Source organism: Ruegeria sp. AN11 (assembly GCF_056536005.1).
On sequence record NZ_JBQFJD010000001.1, the window covers coordinates 2,647,691 to 2,669,952 of the forward strand.

The 22,262-nt window shown below is 55.9% G+C and carries 15 protein-coding genes, 1 tRNA gene and 2 rRNA genes; 10 read left to right on the forward strand and 8 right to left on the reverse strand.

The window, feature by feature from the left end:
- Positions 1-80: 80 nt before the first annotated feature.
- The 4 genes from ACR3EQ_RS13090 to amaB all read left to right on the forward strand — a co-directional run bounded on the left by ACR3EQ_RS13090 (position 81) and on the right by amaB (position 5,273).
- On the forward strand, positions 81-1,739 hold the full coding sequence (locus tag ACR3EQ_RS13090; protein ID WP_170615743.1) for an NAD+ synthase: 1,659 nt from the start codon (positions 81-83) through the stop codon (positions 1,737-1,739).
- 300 nt (positions 1,740-2,039) lie between these two features.
- On the forward strand, positions 2,040-2,315 hold the full coding sequence (locus ACR3EQ_RS13095) for a hypothetical protein (RefSeq protein ID WP_170615745.1): 276 nt from the start codon (positions 2,040-2,042) through the stop codon (positions 2,313-2,315).
- A gap of 336 nt (positions 2,316-2,651) precedes the next feature.
- A complete protein-coding gene (locus tag ACR3EQ_RS13100) occupies positions 2,652-3,758 on the forward strand; it encodes a saccharopine dehydrogenase NADP-binding domain-containing protein (RefSeq protein ID WP_170615747.1) in 1,107 nt (368 codons plus the stop codon).
- An 18-nt stretch (positions 3,759-3,776) separates the two neighbouring features.
- On the forward strand, positions 3,777-5,273 hold the full coding sequence (gene amaB, locus ACR3EQ_RS13105; protein ID WP_170615749.1) for an L-piperidine-6-carboxylate dehydrogenase: 1,497 nt from the start codon (positions 3,777-3,779) through the stop codon (positions 5,271-5,273).
- A gap of 148 nt (positions 5,274-5,421) precedes the next feature.
- Here the strand turns inward: amaB and ACR3EQ_RS13110 are convergent, their stop codons facing one another.
- On the reverse strand, positions 5,422-6,621 hold the full coding sequence (locus tag ACR3EQ_RS13110; RefSeq protein WP_170615779.1) for an ROK family transcriptional regulator: 1,200 nt from the start codon (positions 6,619-6,621) through the stop codon (positions 5,422-5,424).
- A 186-nt stretch (positions 6,622-6,807) separates the two neighbouring features.
- Between ACR3EQ_RS13110 and ACR3EQ_RS13115 the strand changes: the two genes are divergently transcribed.
- The 4 genes from ACR3EQ_RS13115 (at position 6,808) to ACR3EQ_RS13130 (ending at position 10,465) form a co-directional block, all read left to right on the forward strand.
- On the forward strand, positions 6,808-7,827 hold the full coding sequence (locus ACR3EQ_RS13115) for a sugar ABC transporter substrate-binding protein (RefSeq protein ID WP_170615751.1): 1,020 nt from the start codon (positions 6,808-6,810) through the stop codon (positions 7,825-7,827).
- 117 nt (positions 7,828-7,944) lie between these two features.
- Positions 7,945-9,015 (forward strand): ABC transporter permease, encoded by a 1,071-nt coding sequence (locus ACR3EQ_RS13120; RefSeq protein ID WP_170615753.1) that lies wholly within the window; start codon positions 7,945-7,947, stop codon positions 9,013-9,015.
- A complete protein-coding gene (locus tag ACR3EQ_RS13125; protein WP_170615755.1) occupies positions 9,015-9,797 on the forward strand; it encodes an ATP-binding cassette domain-containing protein in 783 nt (260 codons plus the stop codon). Before ACR3EQ_RS13120 ends, ACR3EQ_RS13125 begins: the two co-directional genes overlap by 1 nt.
- The gene (locus tag ACR3EQ_RS13130) at positions 9,794-10,465 is read left to right on the forward strand and encodes a nucleoside triphosphate hydrolase (protein WP_480490872.1); all 672 of its coding nucleotides are present in this window, start codon (positions 9,794-9,796) and stop codon (positions 10,463-10,465) included. The genes ACR3EQ_RS13125 and ACR3EQ_RS13130 overlap by 4 nt, the downstream gene beginning before the upstream one ends.
- A gap of 35 nt (positions 10,466-10,500) precedes the next feature.
- Here ACR3EQ_RS13130 and ACR3EQ_RS13135 read toward each other — a convergent pair whose 3' ends face one another.
- From ACR3EQ_RS13135 to ACR3EQ_RS13145, 3 genes are all read right to left on the reverse strand, one after another.
- The gene (locus ACR3EQ_RS13135; RefSeq protein ID WP_170615757.1) at positions 10,501-11,469 is read right to left on the reverse strand and encodes a metallophosphoesterase; all 969 of its coding nucleotides are present in this window, start codon (positions 11,467-11,469) and stop codon (positions 10,501-10,503) included.
- Positions 11,470-12,042: 573 nt separating this feature from the next.
- Entirely contained in the window at positions 12,043-12,432 is a 390-nt protein-coding gene (locus ACR3EQ_RS13140) for an ectoine synthase (protein WP_170615759.1), read from the reverse strand.
- An 18-nt stretch (positions 12,433-12,450) separates the two neighbouring features.
- Positions 12,451-13,200, reverse strand: coding sequence for an SDR family oxidoreductase (locus tag ACR3EQ_RS13145; RefSeq protein WP_480490874.1), 750 nt, complete (start codon positions 13,198-13,200; stop codon positions 12,451-12,453).
- A 109-nt stretch (positions 13,201-13,309) separates the two neighbouring features.
- On the opposite strand from ACR3EQ_RS13145, the gene ACR3EQ_RS13150 reads away from it, so the two are divergent.
- Both ACR3EQ_RS13150 and aspT read left to right on the forward strand, forming a co-directional pair.
- Positions 13,310-14,203, forward strand: coding sequence for a LysR substrate-binding domain-containing protein (locus tag ACR3EQ_RS13150; protein ID WP_480490876.1), 894 nt, complete (start codon positions 13,310-13,312; stop codon positions 14,201-14,203).
- 546 nt (positions 14,204-14,749) lie between these two features.
- Entirely contained in the window at positions 14,750-16,453 is a 1,704-nt protein-coding gene (aspT, locus tag ACR3EQ_RS13155) for an aspartate-alanine antiporter (RefSeq protein WP_480490877.1), read from the forward strand.
- A 119-nt stretch (positions 16,454-16,572) separates the two neighbouring features.
- Here aspT and ACR3EQ_RS13160 read toward each other — a convergent pair whose 3' ends face one another.
- From ACR3EQ_RS13160 to ACR3EQ_RS13175, 4 genes are all read right to left on the reverse strand, one after another.
- Positions 16,573-18,204, reverse strand: a complete 1,632-nt coding sequence (locus tag ACR3EQ_RS13160) for a bifunctional aspartate transaminase/aspartate 4-decarboxylase (RefSeq protein ID WP_170619568.1) — start codon at positions 18,202-18,204, stop codon at positions 16,573-16,575.
- A 298-nt stretch (positions 18,205-18,502) separates the two neighbouring features.
- A tRNA-Met gene (locus tag ACR3EQ_RS13165) sits at positions 18,503-18,579 on the reverse strand.
- A 119-nt stretch (positions 18,580-18,698) separates the two neighbouring features.
- Positions 18,699-18,813: ribosomal RNA gene (gene rrf, locus ACR3EQ_RS13170) — 5S ribosomal RNA — on the reverse strand.
- A gap of 201 nt (positions 18,814-19,014) precedes the next feature.
- Positions 19,015-21,856: ribosomal RNA gene (locus tag ACR3EQ_RS13175) — 23S ribosomal RNA — on the reverse strand.
- Positions 21,857-22,262: the final 406 nt, after the last annotated feature.

Genomic DNA, 22,262 nt, shown 5'->3' on the forward strand with positions numbered 1-22,262 from the left:
ACGGCTTTTGCCGCATTTGTCTTTTCCTCACGGTGCGATCTGGTAAATGGCAATAGGACAGTCGAGGGCAAGAGGGCAGTATGGCCGACCGTTTCCGCATCACTCTGGCGCAACTCAACCCCGTTGTCGGGGATATCGACGGCAATGCTGCCAAAGCCCATGCCGCCTGGGAACAAGGGCGCGATGCAAAGGCCGATCTGGTGGCGTTGCCCGAAATGTTCATCACCGGGTACAACACGCAGGATCTGATCCTGAAGCCGGTGTTTCACCAAGCGGCCATGGCTGCGGTCGAATCGCTTGCTGAACGCTGCGCCGATGGGCCGGCGCTGGCAATTGGCGGTCCGTGGGTCGAGGATGGCAAACTGTTCAACGCCTATCTGATCCTCAAGGGCGGGCGGATTTCCAGCAAAGTCCTGAAACATCACCTGCCCAATGAAACGGTTTTCGACGAAGTCCGCCTTTATGACGCCGGACCGCTGGGTGGCCCCTATTCGGTGGGCAACACCCGCATCGGCAGCCCGATTTGCGAAGACAGCTGGCACGAGGATGTAACCGAAACGCTGGCAGAAACCGGCGCCGAGTTTCTGCTGATCCCCAACGGATCACCGTATTTCCGCGACAAATACGACATACGCCTGAACCACATGGTGGCGCGCGTTGTCGAAACCGGACTGCCGCTGATCTACCTCAACATGGTGGGCGGTCAGGACGACCAGGTTTTTGACGGCGGAACATTCGGCCTGAATCCGGGTGGAGAGCTGGCGTTCCGGATGCCCGTGTTTGATGATGCGATCACACATATTGATCTGGAACGTAGCGAAGATTGCTGGCGCATTGCACCCGCAGAAATCGTGCCGCAACCGGATGAATGGGAACAGGATTATCGCGCAATGGTTCAGTCCTTGCGCGATTACATGGGGAAAACCGGGTTCGGCAAAGCCCTGCTTGGTCTGTCAGGCGGCATCGATTCCGCGCTGGTGGCGGCAATAGCGGTGGATGCGCTCGGGTCAGAAAACGTGCGCTGCGTAATGTTGCCGTCGGAATATACCAGCCAGGCCTCTCTGGATGACGCCGAGGCCGTCGCAAAGGCGTTGGGCGTGCACTACGATTTTGTTCCGATCTCGGAAAGCCGCGCTGCTGTCACCAATTCGCTCGCCCCTTTGTTTGAAGGTCGAAACGAAGACCTGACCGAAGAGAATGTTCAGTCTCGCCTGCGTGGACTTCTGCTGATGGCGATTTCGAATAAGTTTGGCGAGATGCTGCTGACAACCGGCAACAAATCCGAGGTCGCGGTGGGATATGCCACCATTTATGGCGATATGAACGGCGGTTACAATCCGATCAAGGATCTGTACAAGACCCGCGTGTTCGAGACCTGCCGCTGGCGCAATGCCAATCATCGCAACTGGATGATGGGACCGGCGGGTGAGGTCATCCGCCCGTCAGTTATCGACAAGCCCCCAAGCGCAGAACTGCGCGAGGACCAAAAGGACAGTGACAGCCTGCCCGACTATCCGGTTCTGGATGCCATCCTGGAGATTCTGGTCGATCAGGACGGCTCGATCGCCGATTGCGTGGCGGCAGGTTTTGACGAGGCCGAGGCCCGTCGGGTCGAACATCTGATCTACATCAGCGAGTACAAGCGGTTTCAGTCTGCGCCGGGAACAAGGCTGACCAAACGCGCCTTCTGGTTGGATCGCCGGTATCCCATCGTGAATCGGTGGCGTGACACCGATTGAGTATCGGAACTGACCGTCGCGATTATGGGCAAAAATCGTTCCCATAATGGAGCAACGGGAAACAGTCCCGCCAAAACCTACCCCTTTGTTTGCTAAGCTGGTCAGTTTGAACGGTTTTTTCCGTCCGGTGCCGCTCCTAGCTTGCCCGACTGACAATGTTTTGCCACATTTAAGCTGCAATGCCGCCGCATGTGGGGCGAGTGTGACGCATTCCTGGCAGAACAAGTTTTCAGGCGATGTGTTGGATTCAAGTGTGGCGCATCGATCTGCGAATGTCTGAGTTAACGGTTTGGTGTTACAATGCATGAGGAATATGAAAGGCCGTATTACCCGTATCTGCGTCTAAGGACGATGGAGTCCCCGGCACAGGAATTGGACGAGGCCGAGTTGGAGGCCGCAATTGCCGCGGTCATGTGTGAGGAGCTCTCGCAGAGCACTCCGTCGCTTCAAACAGTACGCTCCGAGTTTCCGGTGCTGGCTTCGGCTGAAGAGATTTCGGAGCAGGCTGAACCTCAGCCAACCGGCCTGACGGCGACACTTCGCCAGAAGTGGGCCGAGTTTTCGGGCGCGGCGTAGTCCAGCTCACAGAATTTCGCTGGAAATTTAGGTCTCATTGCTTTCAATTGCGGCTCGAGTTTGAGGGCGCAATTGAAACCTGCTGCGCCACGCCCACGGATCGCCCCTGATACACCGCGCCCAGAAGGCCTTCGGCTTTTTGAGCCGTTCGTGATTTCAACGTCATGTCAATTTGCAACCCTCGTTACGTGCCACGGTGCTTTGCAACCGACCTACCGAACTGACAAAAATTCCGTCATTTTGACGGCTTCTGGATGCAATTCGTCAGATTGGTCCCTATGAAGCGTAACCCCTTTCAGCCATTTTCCACGCAAGACAGTTTTTGTGGAGAAACTGATGTCCTGGAATATTTGTGTCATCGGGGCCGGCAAGATCGGGCAGATGATCGCGACGCTTTTGAAAGGGTCGCCGAATTACAGTGTTACGGTTGCGGATCATGACCTGAAAGCCTTGGGCGATATCGCGAAAATAGGCGTTAGCACCAAACAGATCGACGCCACTGACGCGGACGGCATGGCCAAAGAGCTGACGGGATTTGATGCCGTCATTTCGGCAGCACCGTTCTTTCTGACCCCGACCATTGCCAAGGCAGCCAAGGCTGCGGGCGCGCATTATTTCGACCTGACCGAAGATGTCGCCGCAACCCAGGCGGTGCGCGAGCTTGCCGAGGGCAGCGAGACGGCGTTCATGCCGCAATGCGGCCTAGCACCCGGCTTTGTCGGGATTGCCGGCGCTTCTCTGGCTGCAGAGTTTGACGAGATCGACAGCCTGCATATGCGGGTGGGCGCATTGCCGCTGTATCCGACAAATGCGCTGAAATATAATCTGACCTGGTCAACCGACGGGCTGATCAACGAATACTGCAACCCGTGCGATGCCATCGTGAACGGCAAGCTGGTCAAGACTGCACCGCTGGAAGATTACGAGGTTCTGGGCCATGACGGCGTGGAATACGAGTGCTTCAACACTTCGGGTGGCTTGGGCACATTGCCGGAAACGCTGGAAGGCAAGGCGCGGGCCGTGTCCTATCGCTCGATCCGCTATCCGGGCCATTGCGACATTCTGAAATTGCTTCTGAACGATCTGGGGCTGGAACGCCGCCGCGATCTGCTGAAAGAGATTTTCGAAGCCGCATTGCCCCGCACCGACCAGGACGTCGTTCTGGTTTACTGCACCGCCAAGGGCAGGATTGACGGGGTGCTGCGCGAGAAGTCCCTGATCAACAAGTCCTTTGCCCGCACCATCAACGGACAGGTCTGGAGCGCCATTCAGGTCACCACCGCCGCAGGTGTTCTGGGCGTGGTTGACCTGATGCGCATCGGCGCACTGCCCGCGAAGGGGTTTGTCCGGCAGGAACAGGTCAAACTTGATGACTTCCTCAACACCGAATTCGGCCAGCTTTATCGCGCTGGTGACGTCACCAAACAGAACAAGGCAGCCTGAGATATGAAAGACATTGTGATGACAGCCCAAACCACGCTTGCGAATTTGGATCTGACCGAGGCCGAACTGAACGGCGGCACGCTCAAGGTGACGTCTCCGATCGATGGCAGCCTGCTGGCACAAGTGCACGAGACACCGGTTGCAGAGATGGACGCTGTCTTTGCCCGCGCGCAATCGGCTTTCAAAGCCTGGCGTGTCGTTCCGGCACCGCGCCGCGGCGAGTTGATCCGCCTGCTGGGCGAGGAGCTGCGGGCCGCCAAGGATGATCTGGGCGCTCTGGTCAGCTGGGAAGCTGGCAAGATCACCTCGGAAGGTCTGGGCGAAGTGCAGGAGATGATCGATATCTGCGATTTTGCTGTCGGCCTGTCGCGTCAGCTTTACGGTCTGACCATCGCCTCCGAGCGCCCCGGTCACCGGATGATGGAGACATGGCATCCGGCAGGTCCGGTCGGCGTGATCTCGGCCTTCAACTTCCCGGTCGCGGTCTGGTCCTGGAACGCGGCGCTGGCCCTGGTCTGTGGCGATCCGGTGATCTGGAAGCCGTCCGAGAAGACGCCGCTGACCGCCATGGCCTGCCAGAGGATTTTTGAGCGCGCGCTCGCCCGGTTCGGCGATGCGCCTGACGGCCTGCTGCAAACCCTGATCGGGGGCGCCGCCCTGGGTGAAGCGCTGGTGGCCAGCGAGGATGTTCCGGTGATCTCGGCAACAGGTTCGACCCGCATGGGCCGCGCGGTGGCCCCCATCGTGGCGCAACGTTTCGGCAAGTGCATTCTGGAGCTGGGCGGAAACAACGCTATGATCGTTGGCCCTTCGGCCGATCTGGAAATGGCGGTTCGTGCCATCGTGTTCTCTGCTGTTGGCACCGCCGGTCAGCGCTGCACCACCCTGCGTCGCCTGATCGCGCACAACTCGATCCACGAGGAACTAGTGAGCCGTCTGAAGAAGGCCTATGCCGGTCTGCCCATCGGCAATCCGCTGGCCGAAGGCACCTTGGTCGGCCCGCTGGTGGATGAAGCCTCGGGCGCGGCCATGACCGCAGCGTTGGAGGCCGCAAAAGCCGAGGGCGGAACTGTCTTTGGCGGTAATCGGGTGACCGAAAACGTGCCGGCCGGCGTCTACATGGAACCTGCTATCGTCGAAATGCCCGGTCAAAGCGCGGTGGTGAAGACCGAAACCTTTGCGCCGATCCTTTATGTCATGGGATATGACGACTTTGCCGAAGCGCTGGACATTCAGAATGATGTGCCGCAGGGCCTGTCATCCTGCGTGTTCACCCTGAACATGCGCGAGGCCGAGCAGTTCCTGACCGCGGCCGGATCGGATTGTGGCATTGCCAACGTCAACATCGGACCTTCCGGCGCCGAGATCGGTGGCGCGTTTGGCGGTGAAAAAGAAACCGGCGGCGGGCGCGAAAGTGGCTCGGATGCCTGGAAGGCATACATGCGCCGCCAGACCAACACCGTGAACTACTCGGCCGAACTGCCGCTGGCGCAGGGCGTCAAGTTCGACATTTAGGCTTTCGTCAATTGAGATTGGCCGATCAGCCGTTCTGACAGGTCAAAGATACAGAACTGAAATTCCCCCGGGTGCAGATGCTTGGGGGAATTTTGTTTCGAATGGGTTTTGCGAGCTTCTGCTCCAATATGCCTGTAATGCGCTTCCGCTACATTCCGGAAAGCCCCGCATTGGTGTTCAACAGAAACTGGCGAAAGATCGGACTGCTCGCCGCGCCTATGCCGCGCGCGTTTTCCCCGACCGCTGCACTTTCAACGACCGGCGGGATCAACCCCCGCTTGTCCTGGTTGGCCAGATAGCGACGCACCCTTGAAACCAGTTCTTCCCTGACCTCCGGCGGGAATGCCCCATCTATGAAGATTGCCTCGAAATCAATGACAGCACAGATCGAAAGCGCGGCTTTGGCCAATTCCTGAGCTGTTGTGCCAATCCACGGCTCAACATACCGGGAAATGCTGCTCCAATCCTGCGGCTTCTTCCAGAGAATGCCCGGATCGACGCCCGCTTCGACCAGCCTGTCCTCAAGCAAAAACAGCGAGGCTGTGTCGATCAGCTGCTGGCTTTCGCCCAGGGGGCCGGTGGTGCGCATCGCGCCCAGGGCCCCGGCGTTGCCCTGGTTGCCCTCGAACACCGTGCCATTCAAAGCGACCCCGCCGCCGATCATCGAGCCGATGAAAAAGTAGAAATAGTCGCGGTATTCCGCGCCGCGACCGTAGAGATGTTCGGCGTGACACGCTGCTGTCGCATCGTTGACGACAAAAACAGGCAAACTGCTGAACCTGGCCACCTCGCTAAAGAAGTTTACGTTCTTCCAGGACCGGAACTGTTTGGCCGCCAGCCCCGTCAGGTCGTGCCACTTCCAAAGCTCGAATGGGGTGCCAATTCCAATCCCGCAAACGCGATCCCGAAGTTTCCGGGGCTCATGCGCCAAAAGCGTTTCCAGGCCAGCCTCCAGAAATCCGAATACGGCTTCTGGCAGCGGGTAGTCATAAGTGGTGGAAAGCTGGCGGCGCGGCTTGCCTGTAAAGTCGATCAAAAGCAGGTCTGCACTGCGCCGCCCAATCTTCATGCCGACCGAAAGGATGCCTTCCGGGTTCAACTCCATCGGGACCGAAGGCTTGCCAACTTTCCCACGTAAAGGGGTTCCACGTTTGAGAATCTCATCCTTTTCAAGTTTGCGCAGGATGATTGAAACGGTCTGAGGAGAAAGGCCGGTCAACCGGGCAACATCCGCACCCGCTGCCGGTCCATGGCGTTGTAAAACCGTCAAAATCAGCCGCTCGTTATGATCGCGAACACCGCTTTGACTTACCCCGCCGGTCAGCATTTTAAGTGCTTCTTTCTCCATAATCCCGAACATAACCACCTTGTTTTCTTATGAAAAGATATCTGATCGAATTAATAAATAAACTTTATTTACTTATTGACATCGAGGCTCGAATCGCGGTTTGTTGGATACGACCTGCATTGGAGGATGGAGGTAGGTCTCGCTGGCGCGCCATGCGGGACGACGATGATTTTATGGGAGGACAACATGAGAAATTTACTCAAGCTTGCCGCATCGGCGACTGCACTCACACTGGCTGCCGCATCTGCGCAAGCGGCCGGTGAGACCGTCTGCCTGATCACCAAGACTGACACCAATCCATTTTTTGTAAAAATGAAGGAGGGTGCGACCGCGAAGGCGGAAGAGCTTGGCATGACCCTGAAGGCTTTTGCTGGCAAAATCGATGGCGACCACGAAACTCAGGTCCAGGCGATTGAAACCTGCATCCTCGATGGCGCCAAGGGAATTCTGCTGACAGCGTCTGACACAAGTTCGATTGTCCCCGCGGTTCAGCAGGCTCGGGACGCTGGTGTTCTTGTGATCGCATTGGATACGCCGCTCAGCCCGATTGACTCGGCGGACGCGACATTTGCGACAGATAACTACAAGGCAGGTCTGCTGATCGGGCAATGGGCGAAGGCCAAAATGGGTGATGCAGCAGCGGACGCCAAAATCGCGACGCTTGATCTGAATGTCAGCCAGCCGACCGTGGACGTTCTGCGCAATCAGGGCTTCCTCGACGGGTTCGGAGTGGAATTGGCGGATCCAAATGTTATCGGCGATGAAACAGATGCACGGCTGGTCGGCAGCGACGTGACCGACGGAAACGAAGAAGGTGGACGCCGGGCCATGGAAAACCTTCTGGCCAAGGATTCAACGATCAACGTGGTTCACACGATCAATGAACCGGCGGCCGCGGGTGCCTATGAGGCTCTGAAATCCATCGGGCGTGAAAACGACGTGTTGATCGTTTCGGTCGATGGCGGCTGCCCCGGCGTACAAAACGTTGAGGCCGGAGTAATCGGTGCCACAAGCCAGCAATACCCCCTGCTGATGGCGTCGCTTGGTGTTGAGGCCGTGAAGAAATGGGCCGACGAGGGCGTGAAGCCAGAAAACACACCCGGTAAAGACTTCTACGATACCGGCGTTGCGCTGATTACCGATCAGCCCGTAGATGGTGTGGAATCGATTTCGGTCGCTGAAGGCTTGGAGCTCTGCTGGGGCTAAGCGCAGGCCTGTTGGATGAGGCGCGCCGAAGCGCCTCATCATTCCTTTCACCAGCAAACCGAAACTTCCTGTACACTAATCTCGTGGGCGGCATAACGCCCACGAAAAGGGGGAGATATGTCCGAAGCAAACCAAAGCGCCCAGGGATTTGAATCCGCAGCCAGCAAAACAGAAACTGTTGCGACTTTTGAGGATCATCGCCACGGCGTTCTGGGGAAGTTGCAGCATCTTCTGCATGTTAACCCGTCCTTTGTGCCGCTAATCGTCCTGGTCGGTGCGATTTTGATTTTCGGACTGCTTTTGGGCTCAAAGTTCTTCTCGCCCTTCGCGATGACCCTGATCCTTCAGCAGGTGCAGATCGTCGGCATCGTGGCCGCAGCGCAAAGCCTGGTCATTCTGACCGCTGGCATCGATCTCAGCGTTGGCGCGATCATGGTGTTTTCTTCTGTCATCATGGGGCAGTTTTCCTTCCGATACGGCATTCCGGTGCCAATTGCCGTTATGTGCGGACTGGCCGCCGGAACCATGATCGGAGCGCTCAATGGCTGGCTTGTCAGTCGCGTCAAGCTTCCCCCCTTCATCGTCACACTTGGAATGTGGCAGATCGTTCTGGCCACGAACTTCCTCTATTCCGCGAACGAAACCATTCGCAGCCAGGACATCGAGGCAAACGCCCCCTTCCTTCAGTTCTTCGGCACCAAGTTCAGCATCGGTGGAGCAACATTCACCGTTGGCGTCATATTCATGCTCGTGCTGATCTTTGTGTTGGCCTACGCGCTCAAACACACGGCCTGGGGCCGACATGTCTACGCAGTGGGGGACGATCCAGAAGCCGCAGAACTGTCAGGGGTCAATGTCCACAGAACATTGATGTCGGTCTACATGTTGTCCGGTCTGATCTGTGCTTTCGCTGGCTGGGCTCTGATCGGGCGTATCGGATCGGTCTCGCCGACATCCGGGCAATTGGCCAACATCGAAAGCATCACCGCGGTTGTGATCGGGGGTATCTCGCTTTTCGGGGGGCGCGGTTCAATTCTGGGATCCCTGTTTGGTGCCCTGATCGTCGGCGTCTTCACGCTTGGCCTCAGGCTACTGGGAGCGGACGCACAGTGGACCTTCCTGCTTATCGGACTTCTCATCATCGCGGCGGTCGCGGTTGACCAGTGGATCAGAAAGGTATCGGGCTGATGTCAGACACAACTCCAGTCGTGCAGGGCCGCGGGATCGTAAAACGTTATGGCCATGTAACCGCCATCGACCATTCCGATTTTGAACTGCGTCAGGGCGAAATCCTAGCGGTCATCGGGGATAACGGCGCGGGCAAATCATCCATCGTCAAAGCAATCTGCGGCGCCACGATCCCGGATGAGGGCGAGATCCTGATTGAGGGGAAGAAGGTCAACTTCACCTCTCCGATTGACGCAAGGAACATGGGGATCGAGATCGTCTATCAGCAGCTTGCGATGTCCCCTGCCCTTTCGATTGCGGATAACATGTTCATGGGCCGCGAGATCCGCAAACAGGGCTTCATGGGAAAATACTTGCGTCAGCTCGACCGGCCAGCCATGGAGAAGTTCGCGCGTGACAAGCTGACCGAGCTTGGTTTGATGACCGTTCAATCGATCAATCAGGCAATCGAAACCCTGTCCGGAGGCCAGCGCCAGGGCGTGGCCGTTGCCCGTGCCGCTGCGTTTGCGACCAAGTTCATCATCATGGACGAACCAACAGCCGCACTGGGCGTGAAAGAAAGCCGCAAGGTGCTTGAACTCATCCAGGATGTTCGGGCGCGAGGCATTCCGATCATCCTGATCAGCCACAACATGCCCCATGTCTTCGAAGTCGCCGATCGTATTCACGTACACAGGTTGGGCAAACGGCTCTGCACAATCGATCCCAAGGACTACACGATGTCCGACGCTGTGGCTTTCATGACCGGCGCCAAGGAACCCCCGAAAGAGGACGCCGCGTGATCGAGCAGGACGTAAAACACGTTTGCGACCTGATCGCCGCCCGACGGCAGGCCGGTGTCCGGATGATTGTCGCAATCGCCGGCCCCCCTGCATCCGGAAAATCGACCCTGGCGGAGGCCGTCGTTCAATCGCTCAACACTGATCAGGGCTTGGAGGTTCCACAGGCAACGCTGGTGCCCATGGACGGCTATCATCTGGACAATCGCGTCTTGGAAGCACGGGACCTACTGGCCAAGAAAGGTGCCCCGGAAACCTTCGATGCGGTTGGGTTCTGTAAGGCGATCAAGGGCCTGCAGTCTGCGCAGCATGAAGTCTTTCACCCAAAGTTCGACAGACAGATGGATCTGGCGATTGCAAACGCGATTTCCGTTCATCCAGAAACTCCGATTGTCGTCGTTGAGGGGAACTACCTTCTGATGGACAGTGATCCCTGGAATGCATTGGCGGAGGTCTTTGCCCTGACGGTGTTTGTCAGCCCGACATTGGAAGAACTCGAAAGCAGGCTGCAACAACGGTGGATCAAACACGGCCTCGACCCCGTAACGGCACTGCAACGCGCAACAGGGAACGACCTGCCCAACGCCGAACTGGTTCTTGGAAAAAGTCGAAAGGCCGATCTGGTCCTAAATCAGAACTACACCGAATTCGGCGTGCGCTACGCATTCTGAACCGGTGCGATGAGTAGTTGTGCCATCCGGTGATATCACTCGCAAGAAAGCGCGCGGCTTCTCAGGAGGCATCGATTTAGTGCGTTTCCTTTTGCGTCAATCGCCTCCATCGACCAACTGTCTCCAACCTCTCTGGTCAACATCAGGAAGCCGAAATCACTGTTGTTGACCACGAGACTTGCCAGGCTTCCGGCGACTTCAACATTGGTCAAAGCACCTGTTGGCATTGGATCCAGCTGTGTCCCGCCGTTGCCGCTTATCCCCTGCACCGGCCCATCTGCCAAATCGATTGCCTGAAACGCATGAATATGGCCAGACAGGACAAGGTTCAATGGTTCTGGCATGGCCTCGCCAAACGCCGCGCGCTGTGTGTCGTCGCCATCAATCAGCTCACCGAAGGCACGCATGTTTACCCAAAGTGGGCGATGAGTGAGAAACCAGGTTTCGCCACTGATGTTTGCAAACATATCCCCGGCCATTCGACCATATTCGGGCAACAGATCGGGGCTGCTTTTTGGGGCAGGACCGGCGGACGAGTCGAATGCGATCAGATCAAACCCGTCGACAGAGGCTACCCAGGGTTCAGTCACAGCCGGACAATCATCCGGAACGAGACCAGGTGCAAAATACCGGAACCACCCTTTGTCGCCGCGCCCGCAACTTTCATGATTGCCTCTGACAAATATGAAGGGGGCAAGAGCGAACAGGGTTTCGGCCGGGTCCAACCAATCTGCAGACCAGGCCCGGAAATTGTCACCAAAAGGGGAACCACCGCACTTTTCCGGGTCTGGGCACTCACTTGACCGGTACAGGTAATCGCCAACGTGGATGATCAGATCCGGTGATCTGGATGCAATTTCTGCCGCGATCGATTCCAATGGCCAGGCAACCGGGTCATTGCAGGCCTGAGCCCTGCCGCCCCGAATGCGGCAGCCGGTATCTCCAATCACGACAATCCGCTGGACGCTTGGATTTAGAATTGGCAGCGCGTTTCCCTCAAGCATTATCTGTTGCGCCCTTTTTGGCGCGCGATGCTCGCAGACGATTTCCGGAAACTGGCTGTCTGGTATCGCCCTTTTGTTCATGGCGACCAAATGGCCATCGACTTGCAAGTTGGGGCAGTCAGGCGATGTAGAGGTTGCGCGTACAACAACTTCGTCATCGGGCCCAAGCTGGACCCAACGGTGCACTACATCAGCGACAGAAGACGCAGCGCCGAAACAAAACAAACACCATACCCAGAAAACGAGTGAACCGATCCTGACCAACACGCGGGCACCTCTTTCGAAGAATGTCACAAATCTACGATCGACCTTTCGAAAGTCCAGTGAATTGAAATCCGGTTGATGCTGGCCGGAAGGAGCAGCTGCAAAGCGGTATTAGGGTTGGTGACCAAGTCCAATAGCTGTCAACGAAGAGTTTTATTCTAATCAGGACAACTGATCTAAAGAATTGGATGACTGCCGTGTCCGCGAAGCGGGCTCTCACAATGCTTCGGTTGATGGTCGCAATGACCCCGGAATGGACTATTGGCAATGCGCCCTTTCCCGAAACTTGGAAATAACTCACTGTGCGCGTCAGGATTCAATTGGCGCATAGCTTCCGTCCTCGCGATGAACCTCCCTCCCGGTGAGGGGCGGGTTGAAGACGCAGACGAGACGGAGGTCACCGTCCAGAGCTTGTACCAGGTGTCTGTCGTTTTGATCCAAAGCGTATAGCGTGAAAGGTTCCAGCGGGTACCATGTCGTTTGGTCAAATCGCCTGATCTGACCTCTGCCTTCGATGCAGTAGCAGGCTTCCAGGTGATGGGTGTATTCAAGCTCGAGAAACGCATCCTTTTCGATGATTGTATCGGTCATCGAAAATCCCATGCCGTCGGACGCGAGCAACAGCCGTCTGCTGTTCCATCCCGGGGCGGTAACATCCCGCTCTGTCCCAACAATACCTTCGAGCGATCTTACGATCATGCCTTTACCTTCCCAAAGTCATCGAACCGCACGGTTCATCCCTCCATCCGACAGGATGTTCTGCCCGTTAATATAACGCGCTCCTTCCGAGGCAAGGAAGACACAGGCTTGGCCGATCTCGGCGAATGTTGCCGGGCGTTGCGCGGGGATGGACCGTCTTGCCAGATCGGACAGATTCACGTTCTCGCAAAAACCAGGCATCAGGTTGTTCATGTTGATGTTGTGGCGGGCAAACCGATCTCCGAACAGCTTGGCGAAACTATGCAGCGCACCGCGCAGCATGCTCATCGGGTAGGGCGCGCGCGGTTCAACCGTGTTCATGGACGAGATGTTCACGAATGAACCGCCGCCTTGTTCAATCATGATCGGGGTCACGATGCGTGCCAGTTTGACCACGTTCAGAACATACATGTCGAGACTTTCGTGCCACAACTCATCCGGCAATTCCAGCAACGGCCCGTCGAAGTCCGGATCAAAGCCAACCGTCTTGATCGCTTCCGGTACGCCGCCACCATGGCCCATGTTACTGACGACGGCATCGATCGTTCCGTACTTGTCGAGTGTGGCGTCCACCATTGCTTGCAGATCATCGGTGTCGAGGACCGAACCCTGGCGTCCAATCCCGCCCAATTCCTCTGCCAAGGCTTTGGATCGCGTCGATGGGGACATCAGCGAGACCTTGTAGCCCGCTTTCGCCATCTCGACGGCGCACCCTTTTCCAATGCCCTGGCCAGTTCCGGTCATCAGGGCCACTCTGACACCAGTCATCTCACTTTCTCCGCTATGATTATTCCGCCTTATCCTGACTAAGATATGCGGAATCTAGCCTATAATAAAAAGACTTTACGACACATAGATGTGAGATAAAATCACAGTCATGACGATCATCAGACATCTTCGAGCATTACAAGCCTTCGACGCAGCCGCATCACGCTTGAACATCAGCAAAGCAGCCGATGACCTTGGCGTGACGCATGGCGCGGTAAGCCGCCAGATCAAGCAACTTGAGCAATACCTGGATGTTAGGTTGCTGCGAAGACTGCCGGGTGGTGTCGAACTCACTGATGCAGGGTCACGTCTGCATCTGGCGACACAGGACTCATTCGCAACGTTGCAACAAGGGATTGGAGCGATTAAGCGCGCGAAAACACGGCGCTCGCTCACGGTATCGCTTTCGTCTTCCCTGGCGATCAAATGGCTTGTGCCGAGGCTTCCGGAGTTCCGCAAGCGCCACCCCGGCATCTCCATTCGTCTGGATACCGATGATCAAATCATCGATTTCTTTGACAGCGAGGTCGATGTGGCCCTGCGGTACGGCGGCTATCCGTCGAGTGGGCTTTACTGCGAGCGCCTTTGGAAGGAACGCCTCGTCGTTGTTGCCGCGCCTTCCTTGGTGGCGGAAGGTCCGGTTGCCGCTGACACCATAATTCAGCTTCCACTTTTGCATGATCAGTTTCATCCACACTGGGAAAAATGGGCGACACAGGCCGGAATACGCCACCCGGATGTTCAAGCGAAAAGTTCGGCTTTCCCAAATTCGGCCGTTTTGATTGCAGCTGCCATCGATGGGCAAGGTGCCATCCTTGTGCGCCAGATTCTGGTCGCTGACGATCTGGCGGCAGGACGGCTGGTCTACCTCAGTGATGTCAGCGTTGAAGACGAGAACGCCCTGTGCTTCGTTTGCCGGGACGGCGACCAACGGTCTCCGCCCGTCAGTACGCTACGCTCGTGGCTCACTGAGATCGGCTCGCCGCCGTGGCCAAAAAACTAAGTGGACCGGGTATTCTGAGTGGCAGCCGAAATTTCATCACCAAGACTTCTCGCACCAAGCTTTCGCGCCGCAGCCGCAAGGCGTTTTCTAAAGGATGCTGGCTTTGTTGATAACAACCAAACGCGGCTAATACTTTCGCGGGACGAGCGACAGAAACTCTGCAACGCGAATGATCACTTAAAAAGCAAATATCGGATCGGTCGATCCGCTCCGGATCGCCGGACCTCGTCCCGGGTCTGGTCGAACGTATCTTGGTCCGGCAAGTGAGGGACGGCGTGCAGATCAAGTGGGGGCGGATCGACAGTGACAATAATCTGGCTGGAAATGAACAAATCCGTCCTGAAGTGGCTCGTTTGGCGCAGAGTTCCCTACGAGAGGCTGCGAACACGCATTCGGTTTTGCCGATATGTCAGAATTTGACAGAACTCTCCCTCGATGCTTACCTGTCAGCGACATAGCGGAATGAGTTTAAATCTATTGTCTTTTCAATGTGCTGAGACGTCACAAGCAGTGCCGGCTCGAGCAGTGTAGAAGCCCAGGGGTTTGATGATGGAATTGATCACTGAACAACTACGCGCCTTTCCGATAATGGCGCTTTTTTTGTGTCTGGGTCTGGGCTACGGAGTCGGGAAATTCCGGGTCGGCAAGTTTGAGCTGGGCGGTATCGCGGGCACTTTGCTTGTGGCCGTATTTGTCGGTCAGATTGGCGGCATAAACCTGAGCGCGGATGTCCAGAACGTCTTTTTTTCATTGTTTATCTTCATGGTGGGCTACAACGGAGGCCCTCAGTTTTTCGCAGCATTGAACCGGACGGCGCTGACCAAACTATTGGCCGCCTTTATGATGACCTTGTGGGGATTGTTCTTTGTTGTCGTCGTGGCCAGACTGGCGGGGTTGGATAAAGGACTGGCTGCGGGTCTGGCGGCTGGCGGTCTGACACAATCGGCCATTATCGGAACCGCAGGAAACGCTATCGATCTGCTGGGTCTTGCCTCGGATGAAGCCGAAAAGCTAAAGACGAACATCGCTGTGGGTTACTCGGTTACCTATATCTTCGGCTCAATCGGCCCAATTCTGGCCGTCAGTGTCATCCCGATCATTATGCGCGTTGATCTGCGACAAGAAGCTATCAAGCTGGCTCAGAAACTCAGCGGTGGTGGTCACAAGCTGGAAGAAGGCGAGTTCCTTCCGATGAACCGCTTTGAAGCTCGGGCATACCAGGTGAACGCCGATGCGGCCATAGTTGGAAAACCGGTTAAGGACATTGAGAGCGGTTACCAGGGCGACCTCGTGGTCGAACGGTTGCTGCAAAACGGTGCTCCCGTCGATCCAACGCCGCAGACGTCGGTCAATGCCGGGGACGTCATCGTCGTCTCAGGCCTTGTCGCAACTCTCACTCAATTCGAAGGCACTGTCAGTGGTGAAATCGGTGAGTATCCGCCGGAACTGACAGTTGTGGAAGAGCGTCGCAACGTTGTGGTCACCAACCGCAAACTGACCGGTAGAACCCTTGCCGAACTGCGCGCGGCGCTTACAGCGGATCAGCGGCGCGGTGTCCATATCTCGAAAATCACCCGAATGGGCCATGACATACCGGTTCTGCAAAATACCGAAATCCATGCGGGCGACGAGATCAGTATCGTCGGCCACAAGGACGATCTGAATCGGGTTTCGAAGCTTGCGGGCTATGTGCCTCCGTCGGCCTCGGTCACGAATTTCGTGGCGTTGGGGATCGGTGTGGCGATCGGTTATCTGATCGGCGAGATCAGCTTTAACATCGCAGGTACCAAAGTGGCACTGGGCTCGGGGCTAGGATGCCTCGTAACGGGGCTGATCATCGGCTATTTGCGCATCAGACGACCCAAGATTGGCGGCATTAATCGGGGTGCGGCGAATTTCCTTCAAAGTTTCGGATTGGCCGTTTTTGTGGGTGTCGTCGGCCTGAATGCCGGGCAACCTGCGCTGCAAGCGATTCAGGAATACGGCATCACCCTCCTGCTTCTGGGAATCCTGGTGACGCTGATGCCGATGATCGTACAGTTCCCGATCAACTATTTTGTCCTGCGCATCAAGAACCCGGTCGAGGCCTGCGCCGTTGTAACCGGTTCACGTTCGGGAAATCCGGGTTTTGCAACGCTGCTGGAAAAGACGGGCAATGCGACCCCAACGCCCGCCTTTACAATGACCTACGCCGTGGCAAACATCTTCCTGACCCTCTGGGGACCGCTGGTCGTGGCATTTGTTCCTTAGGCTGTCCCATAGGAACACTGCCCCAAGCCCAGCGGCCCATAGGTGATGGCTAGGCTGCAAAGTATCGTCAGGCAGGGAGATGGCCAAAGCTTTGCCCGCTCAGCTTCTTGCGCCCGCACCTAGCCGTGCAACGGCAACCCTTTCGACGCGCGGTAAGCTTGCACATAGCCAACGGCCACAGCCCGGACCGCGCGACCAATCTGCCGATACGCGCTGTCGTCCAGGTTGGCAAAGGACACCCGCGCCGACCAGTTGGGGGCATCAAAACCCGATCCGTTCAGCAGAACAATCCCGTGATCCTGTGCCAGCTTGAAGGAAATATCTAGGGGGTGGACGTTGTCTTTGATCCAGGCAACCACCTCTTCGCCCACGTATTTCCGAAGCCAGAATTCGAAATCGATGATGCCGTAGTATTTGTCGAACAACGGGTTGTCGGGCACTTCAATGCCCAAGCCTTCGACCAACTCATCAAAGCGGTGTTTCAGGATACCCCAGCAGAATTTCTGATAGCCTTTCTGTTCATCCATCAGTTCGACCAGCGAGAACAGTGTCATCATCACCTGCTGTGGCAATGACAGCCCCGCTGTGTGGTTCAGCGCCACATCGCGGCTGTCGGCCACAATGCGGTCGATAAACTTGAAGGACGAAGGATCCGGGGTCAGCGTCTCATACCGCGCGTTGACCACGGCCTTTGTCTCGGCCGGCGCCTCGGCAATCATCCTGTCGAAGATGTTGTTTTCGGCCACCAGGATTGCGCCAAGACGCCAACCGGTGCAGCCGAAGTACTTTGAAAAGGAATAGACCCCGATCGTGTTCTCGGGCAGATGCCCCATCACCGACTGGAAGTTCGGAACGAAAGTACCATAAACGTCGTCCGTTAGGATGATCAGATCCGGACGACGGGTTTTGACGAATTCGACCAACCGGGCCATGACCTCGGAACTGATCGCGACCGAAGACGGGTTGCCCGGATTGACCAGAAACAGAGCCTTGACCTTCGGATCGGCCAGTTGCTCGAGGTCGTCATCGGTCAGTTGAAAGTGATCTTTCTCGGCCGAGGATACATCCACGACATTCAGCCCATAGTCCTCGAGCACTGGCATTTCCAGATAAGGCGTGAATATCGGCGTGCCCAATGCGATGGTGTCACCAGCATTCAGCAGACGCTGGTTCTTGAGCGCCTTGAAGATGTAGCACATCGCAGCCGTGCCGCCCTCGACCGCGTATATGTCGAATTTCACATCGGGCCGGTGACCGGCGCACATCGCCCACATCACGTATTCATGGACGATCGCCTCGTTATGCTGCATACACCGATCAGGCATCGGGTAGTGGTCACCGACAATGCCGTCGGTCAATTCCAATACAAAATCGTCAGGGGCAAAGCCGAACTTTTCAATCGCGAAGTCCACCACATCAACCAGAGTGTCAGCACCAGGAGGGCCATTCTTATCTATCGAATCCGCACAATACGTCTTAAGCCGGTCATAGCATCCATCCCCCTGCGGCATTCCGGCCAAACCGACCTGCTGTTCATTGCGATGGCGCTGCGCTTCGGTCATCGCGAATTGACCCAGAAGAAAAAACGCCTCGCGTGCCTGTGTTGCGATCCAGTTGGGGTTGCCACGTCCCGCATTCAGATAGGGAAGAGCCATCTGGCGCGACTCTTTCTGTGCCAGCTTGATGAGTTCGTCTTTGATTTGGAAAGGACTTAGATTTTCGTACTTATGCAGGTCCAGCGTTTCTGGCATGGCATCAAACCCTTTGTTTATAAAGTCGGAAATATTCGACCGGATCGTACGCAATGAACTGTGCCTGTGTAAACAATACTGTGAGGAGCACTACTGAAGAACACGTTGACGGCGATGATTGGTCTGGCTCGGAACGATCAATGCTGCCCTTTGGCGGCTTGTTCTTTAGAAGTGGCTGCGGGAGTAGGATTTGAGCCTCTGACCTTCAGGTTATGGCCCTGACGAGGTGACGACGTTAAGCGATTGATCCAGTGGATCAATTGTAGTCTGAACGGGCTGATCTGGGATTTTCCGACGCTGGTTGCGGGAGCAGGATTTGAACCTGCGACCTTCAGGTTATGAGCCTGACGAGCTACCGGGCTGCTCCATCCCGCGACACTTTTGATGACCTAGCGCTTACGCTACTTGAGGTCTTGTGTTGGCCTACCGCCTATTCGGCTACTTGAGACCGGGTAGTGTTTTTTCATCGTCAGAGAGAAGGGGGATTTTGCTAGGTTTGGCGGTGACCTACTCTCCCGGGGCTTAAGCCCAAGTACCATTGGCGCGGCAGTGCTTAACTTCCGGGTTCGGGATGGGACCGGGTGTTTCACTTGCGCTATGACCACCAAACCGAGGAAAATCCCCGTCGCTCTTTTTGCCAAGCAAAAAGGCGACGCGCAGGAGGCAGCGTATTCGCGAAGCGGATGCGCGTTCCTGCACAGTTGTTATGTCAATCAACACCGTGCAATCCGCTTTGCGGATTGTCACGTCATTGTCCAACTCAAGGTCGGTGTATGCTTCTGGTTTGATTTTGTCTTTCCATTACTGGATCAAATCAAGCCTATCGGGCGATTAGTACCGGTCAACTGAACGCATTACTGCGCTTACATCTCCGGCCTATTGACGTGGTGGTCTTCCACGGCCCTCAGGGAGACCTTGTTTTGAGGGGGGCTTCCCGCTTAGATGCCTTCAGCGGTTATCCTGTCCGATCATAGCTACCCAGCACTGCCGTTGGCACGACAACTGGTCCACCAGTGGATCGTTCACCCCGGTCCTCTCGTACTAGGGGCAACTCCTCTCAAGTCTCCTACACCCACGGCAGATAGGGACCGAACTGTCTCACGACGTTCTAAACCCAGCTCACGTACCTCTTTAAACGGCGAACAGCCGTACCCTTGGGACCTGCTCCAGCCCCAGGATGAGATGAGCCGACATCGAGGTGCCAAACACTGCCGTCGATATGGACTCTTGGGCAGTATCAGCCTGTTATCCCCGGCGTACCTTTTATCCGTTGAGCGATGGCCCTTCCACTCGGGACCACCGGATCACTATGGCCGTCTTTCGACTCTGCTCGACTTGTCAGTCTTGCAGTCAGGCTGGCTTCTGCCATTGCACTCAACGAGCGATTTCCGACCGCTCTGAGCCAACCTTCGCGCGCCTCCGTTACGCTTTAGGAGGCGACCGCCCCAGTCAAACTACCCGCCACGCAGGGTCCCGGATCCGGATAACGGACCGCGGTTAGACATCAAGAGTGCGAAGGGTGGTATCTCAAGGGAGGCTCCACAGGTACTTGCGTTCCTGCTTCAAAGCCTACCACCTATCCTGCACATCACAATCCTGATGCCAGTGCGAAGCTGTAGTAAAGGTGCACGGGGTCTTTCCGTCTAACCGCGGGAAGCCTGCATCTTGACAGGCAATTCAATTTCGCTGAGTCGATGTTGGAGACAGCGGGGAAGTCGTTACGCCATTCGTGCAGGTCGGAACTTACCCGACAAGGAATTTCGCTACCTTAGGACCGTTATAGTTACGGCCGCCGTTTACCTGGCTTCAATTCAAGGCTCTCACCTCTCCTTTTAACCTTCAGGCACCGGGCAGGCGTCAGACCCTATACGTCGTCTTGCGACTTCGCAGAGCCCTGTGTTTTTAATAAACAGTCGCCACCCCCTGGTTTGTGCCCCCAGCCCCTAGTTGCCTAGGAACCGGGCCTCCTTCTCGCGAACTTACGGAGGTATTTTGCCGAGTTCCTTCAACATCGTTCTCTCAAGCGCCTTGGTATGCTCTACCAGTCCACCTGTGTCGGTTTAGGGTACGGTCTGATGGAGGGCTATTTCCAGGAACCACTCAGCAGCCCAATCAATCCGATAAGATTGAACTACACCTGTGATCCGTCACATCCTCCTGGCCTAGGAATATTAACCTAGTTCCCATCGCCTACGCCTTTCGGCCTCGGCTTAGGGGCCGGCTTACCCTGCTCAGATTAGCTTTAAGCAGGAACCCTTGGACTTTCGGCGAGAGTGTCTCTCACACTCTTTGTCGCTACTCATGTCATCATTCTCACTAGTGATCTCTCCACCGGATCCCTCACAGGCCGGCTTCATCGAAAGAACTCGATCCGTCATTACACCCGCTGATATTTCACAGGTGGATGCAAATACGGATGAGTTCTATGTCACACTACGCTCTGCTACCATGCCTTACGGCATCCTAAGCTTCGGCTCATGGCTTGAGCCCCGTTACATCTTCGCCGCAGGACAACTTATTTAGACCAGTGAGCTGTTACGCTATCTTTAAAGGATGGCTGCTTCTAAGCCAACCTCCTGGTTGTTTTGGTCGTCCCACCTGCTTTCCCACTTAGCCATGAATTGGGGGCCTTAGCTGTAGGTCAGGGTTGTTTCCCTCTCCACTACGGACGTTAGCATCCGCAGTGTGTCTGCCATCTAGTACTCCCGGGTATTCGGAGTTTGGTTAGGATCAGTAAGCCTGTGGGGCCCCATTACCCATCCAGTGCTCTACCCCCCGGGGTATTCGGATGACGCTCTACCTAAATAGATTTCGCAGAGAACCAGCTATCTCCGAGTTTGATTGGCCTTTCACCCCTAGGCACAGCTCATCCCGATCCTTTTCAACGGATGTGGGTTCGGTCCTCCAGTAAGTGTTACCTTACCTTCAACCTGGCCATGCCTAGATCACTCGGTTTCGGGTCTGATCCCACGAACTCATGCGCCCTATTAAGACTCGCTTTCGCTACGCCTACACCTAACGGCTTAAGCTTGCTCGTGAGACCAAGTCGATGACCCATTATACAAAAGGTACGCCGTCAGCTCGCAAGGAGCCTCCGACTGATTGTAGGCGTTCGGTTTCAGGTACTGTTTCACTCCCCTCGTCGGGGTGCTTTTCACCTTTCCCTCACGGTACTGGTTCGCTATCGGTCAGCAAGGAGTACTTAGCCTTCGAAGGTGGTCCTCCGATCTTCAGACAGAATTTCACGTGTTCCGCCCTACTTAATACGTCCGTCAAAGCTTCGAATACGGGGCTGTCACCCGCTATGGCCATGCTTCCCAACATGTTCTTCTCACTTATCCGGCTCGGCTGGTCCCCGTTCGCTCGCCGCTACTAGGGGAGTATCAATTGATTTCCTTTCCTCCGGGTACTTAGATGTTTCAGTTCCCCGGGTTTGCTCTTAAAACCCTATGTATTCAGGTCTTAAGTACTTGGTTAAGCGACATATTGATTAGCAAAACTAACAATATGAAGCTTTCAAGTGGGTTGCCCCATTCAGAGATCCATGGATCAAAGCTTATTCTCAGCTCCCCATGGCTTATCGCAGAGTATCACGTCTTTCATCGCCTCTTGCTGCCAAGGCATTCACCAAACGCCCTTCTCGCGCTTGATTTGATCCAGAAAAAGAAAGACACGACCCTGGTCGTCCTACCGCCTATTCGGCTACTTGAGGACATGAACCCTTCCGGCCTTCGGCCTTCACAGTTCGGGGGTCGGATCAATCGAGACCGCCCAGCTGGTAACTAAAGGCAGTCATTCTTCTGAACCAAAAACATACATTTCCCGCCCCCGCCACTTGGACGAGGACAATTGAGCAACCCCATATGGTCTCCCAGCCGTGCAGCTGATCAACGCAGGTCGCTCGGGTTAGTATATTTGACTTGGACAACTCTGTTCTTTTCGATCGCGATACGCATGCCAGGCCGGCTAGACCCAGACTGCGCCGCTCATCCGAAGATGAGAACGACCGAGATCAGCGCCACACTCGGCGCGATCAAACAGTGTTGATTGATTTCTCT

Excerpts from the sequence above, each read along its gene's own strand:
- ACR3EQ_RS13090 (WP_170615743.1), top strand. The coding sequence starts at position 81 with ATGGCCGACCGTTTCCGCATCACTCTGGCGCAACTCAACCCCGTTGTC.
- ACR3EQ_RS13095 (WP_170615745.1), top strand. The coding sequence starts at position 2,040 with ATGCATGAGGAATATGAAAGGCCGTATTACCCGTATCTGCGTCTAAGG.
- ACR3EQ_RS13100 (WP_170615747.1), top strand. The coding sequence starts at position 2,652 with ATGTCCTGGAATATTTGTGTCATCGGGGCCGGCAAGATCGGGCAGATG.
- amaB (WP_170615749.1), top strand. The coding sequence starts at position 3,777 with ATGACAGCCCAAACCACGCTTGCGAATTTGGATCTGACCGAGGCCGAA.
- ACR3EQ_RS13110 (WP_170615779.1), bottom strand. The coding sequence starts at position 6,621 with ATGGAGAAAGAAGCACTTAAAATGCTGACCGGCGGGGTAAGTCAAAGC.
- ACR3EQ_RS13115 (WP_170615751.1), top strand. The coding sequence starts at position 6,808 with ATGAGAAATTTACTCAAGCTTGCCGCATCGGCGACTGCACTCACACTG.
- ACR3EQ_RS13120 (WP_170615753.1), top strand. The coding sequence starts at position 7,945 with ATGTCCGAAGCAAACCAAAGCGCCCAGGGATTTGAATCCGCAGCCAGC.
- ACR3EQ_RS13125 (WP_170615755.1), top strand. The coding sequence starts at position 9,015 with ATGTCAGACACAACTCCAGTCGTGCAGGGCCGCGGGATCGTAAAACGT.
- ACR3EQ_RS13135 (WP_170615757.1), bottom strand. The coding sequence starts at position 11,469 with ATGCTTGAGGGAAACGCGCTGCCAATTCTAAATCCAAGCGTCCAGCGG.
- ACR3EQ_RS13140 (WP_170615759.1), bottom strand. The coding sequence starts at position 12,432 with ATGATCGTAAGATCGCTCGAAGGTATTGTTGGGACAGAGCGGGATGTT.
- ACR3EQ_RS13145 (WP_480490874.1), bottom strand. The coding sequence starts at position 13,200 with ATGACTGGTGTCAGAGTGGCCCTGATGACCGGAACTGGCCAGGGCATT.
- ACR3EQ_RS13150 (WP_480490876.1), top strand. The coding sequence starts at position 13,310 with ATGACGATCATCAGACATCTTCGAGCATTACAAGCCTTCGACGCAGCC.
- aspT (WP_480490877.1), top strand. The coding sequence starts at position 14,750 with ATGATGGAATTGATCACTGAACAACTACGCGCCTTTCCGATAATGGCG.
- ACR3EQ_RS13160 (WP_170619568.1), bottom strand. The coding sequence starts at position 18,204 with ATGCCAGAAACGCTGGACCTGCATAAGTACGAAAATCTAAGTCCTTTC.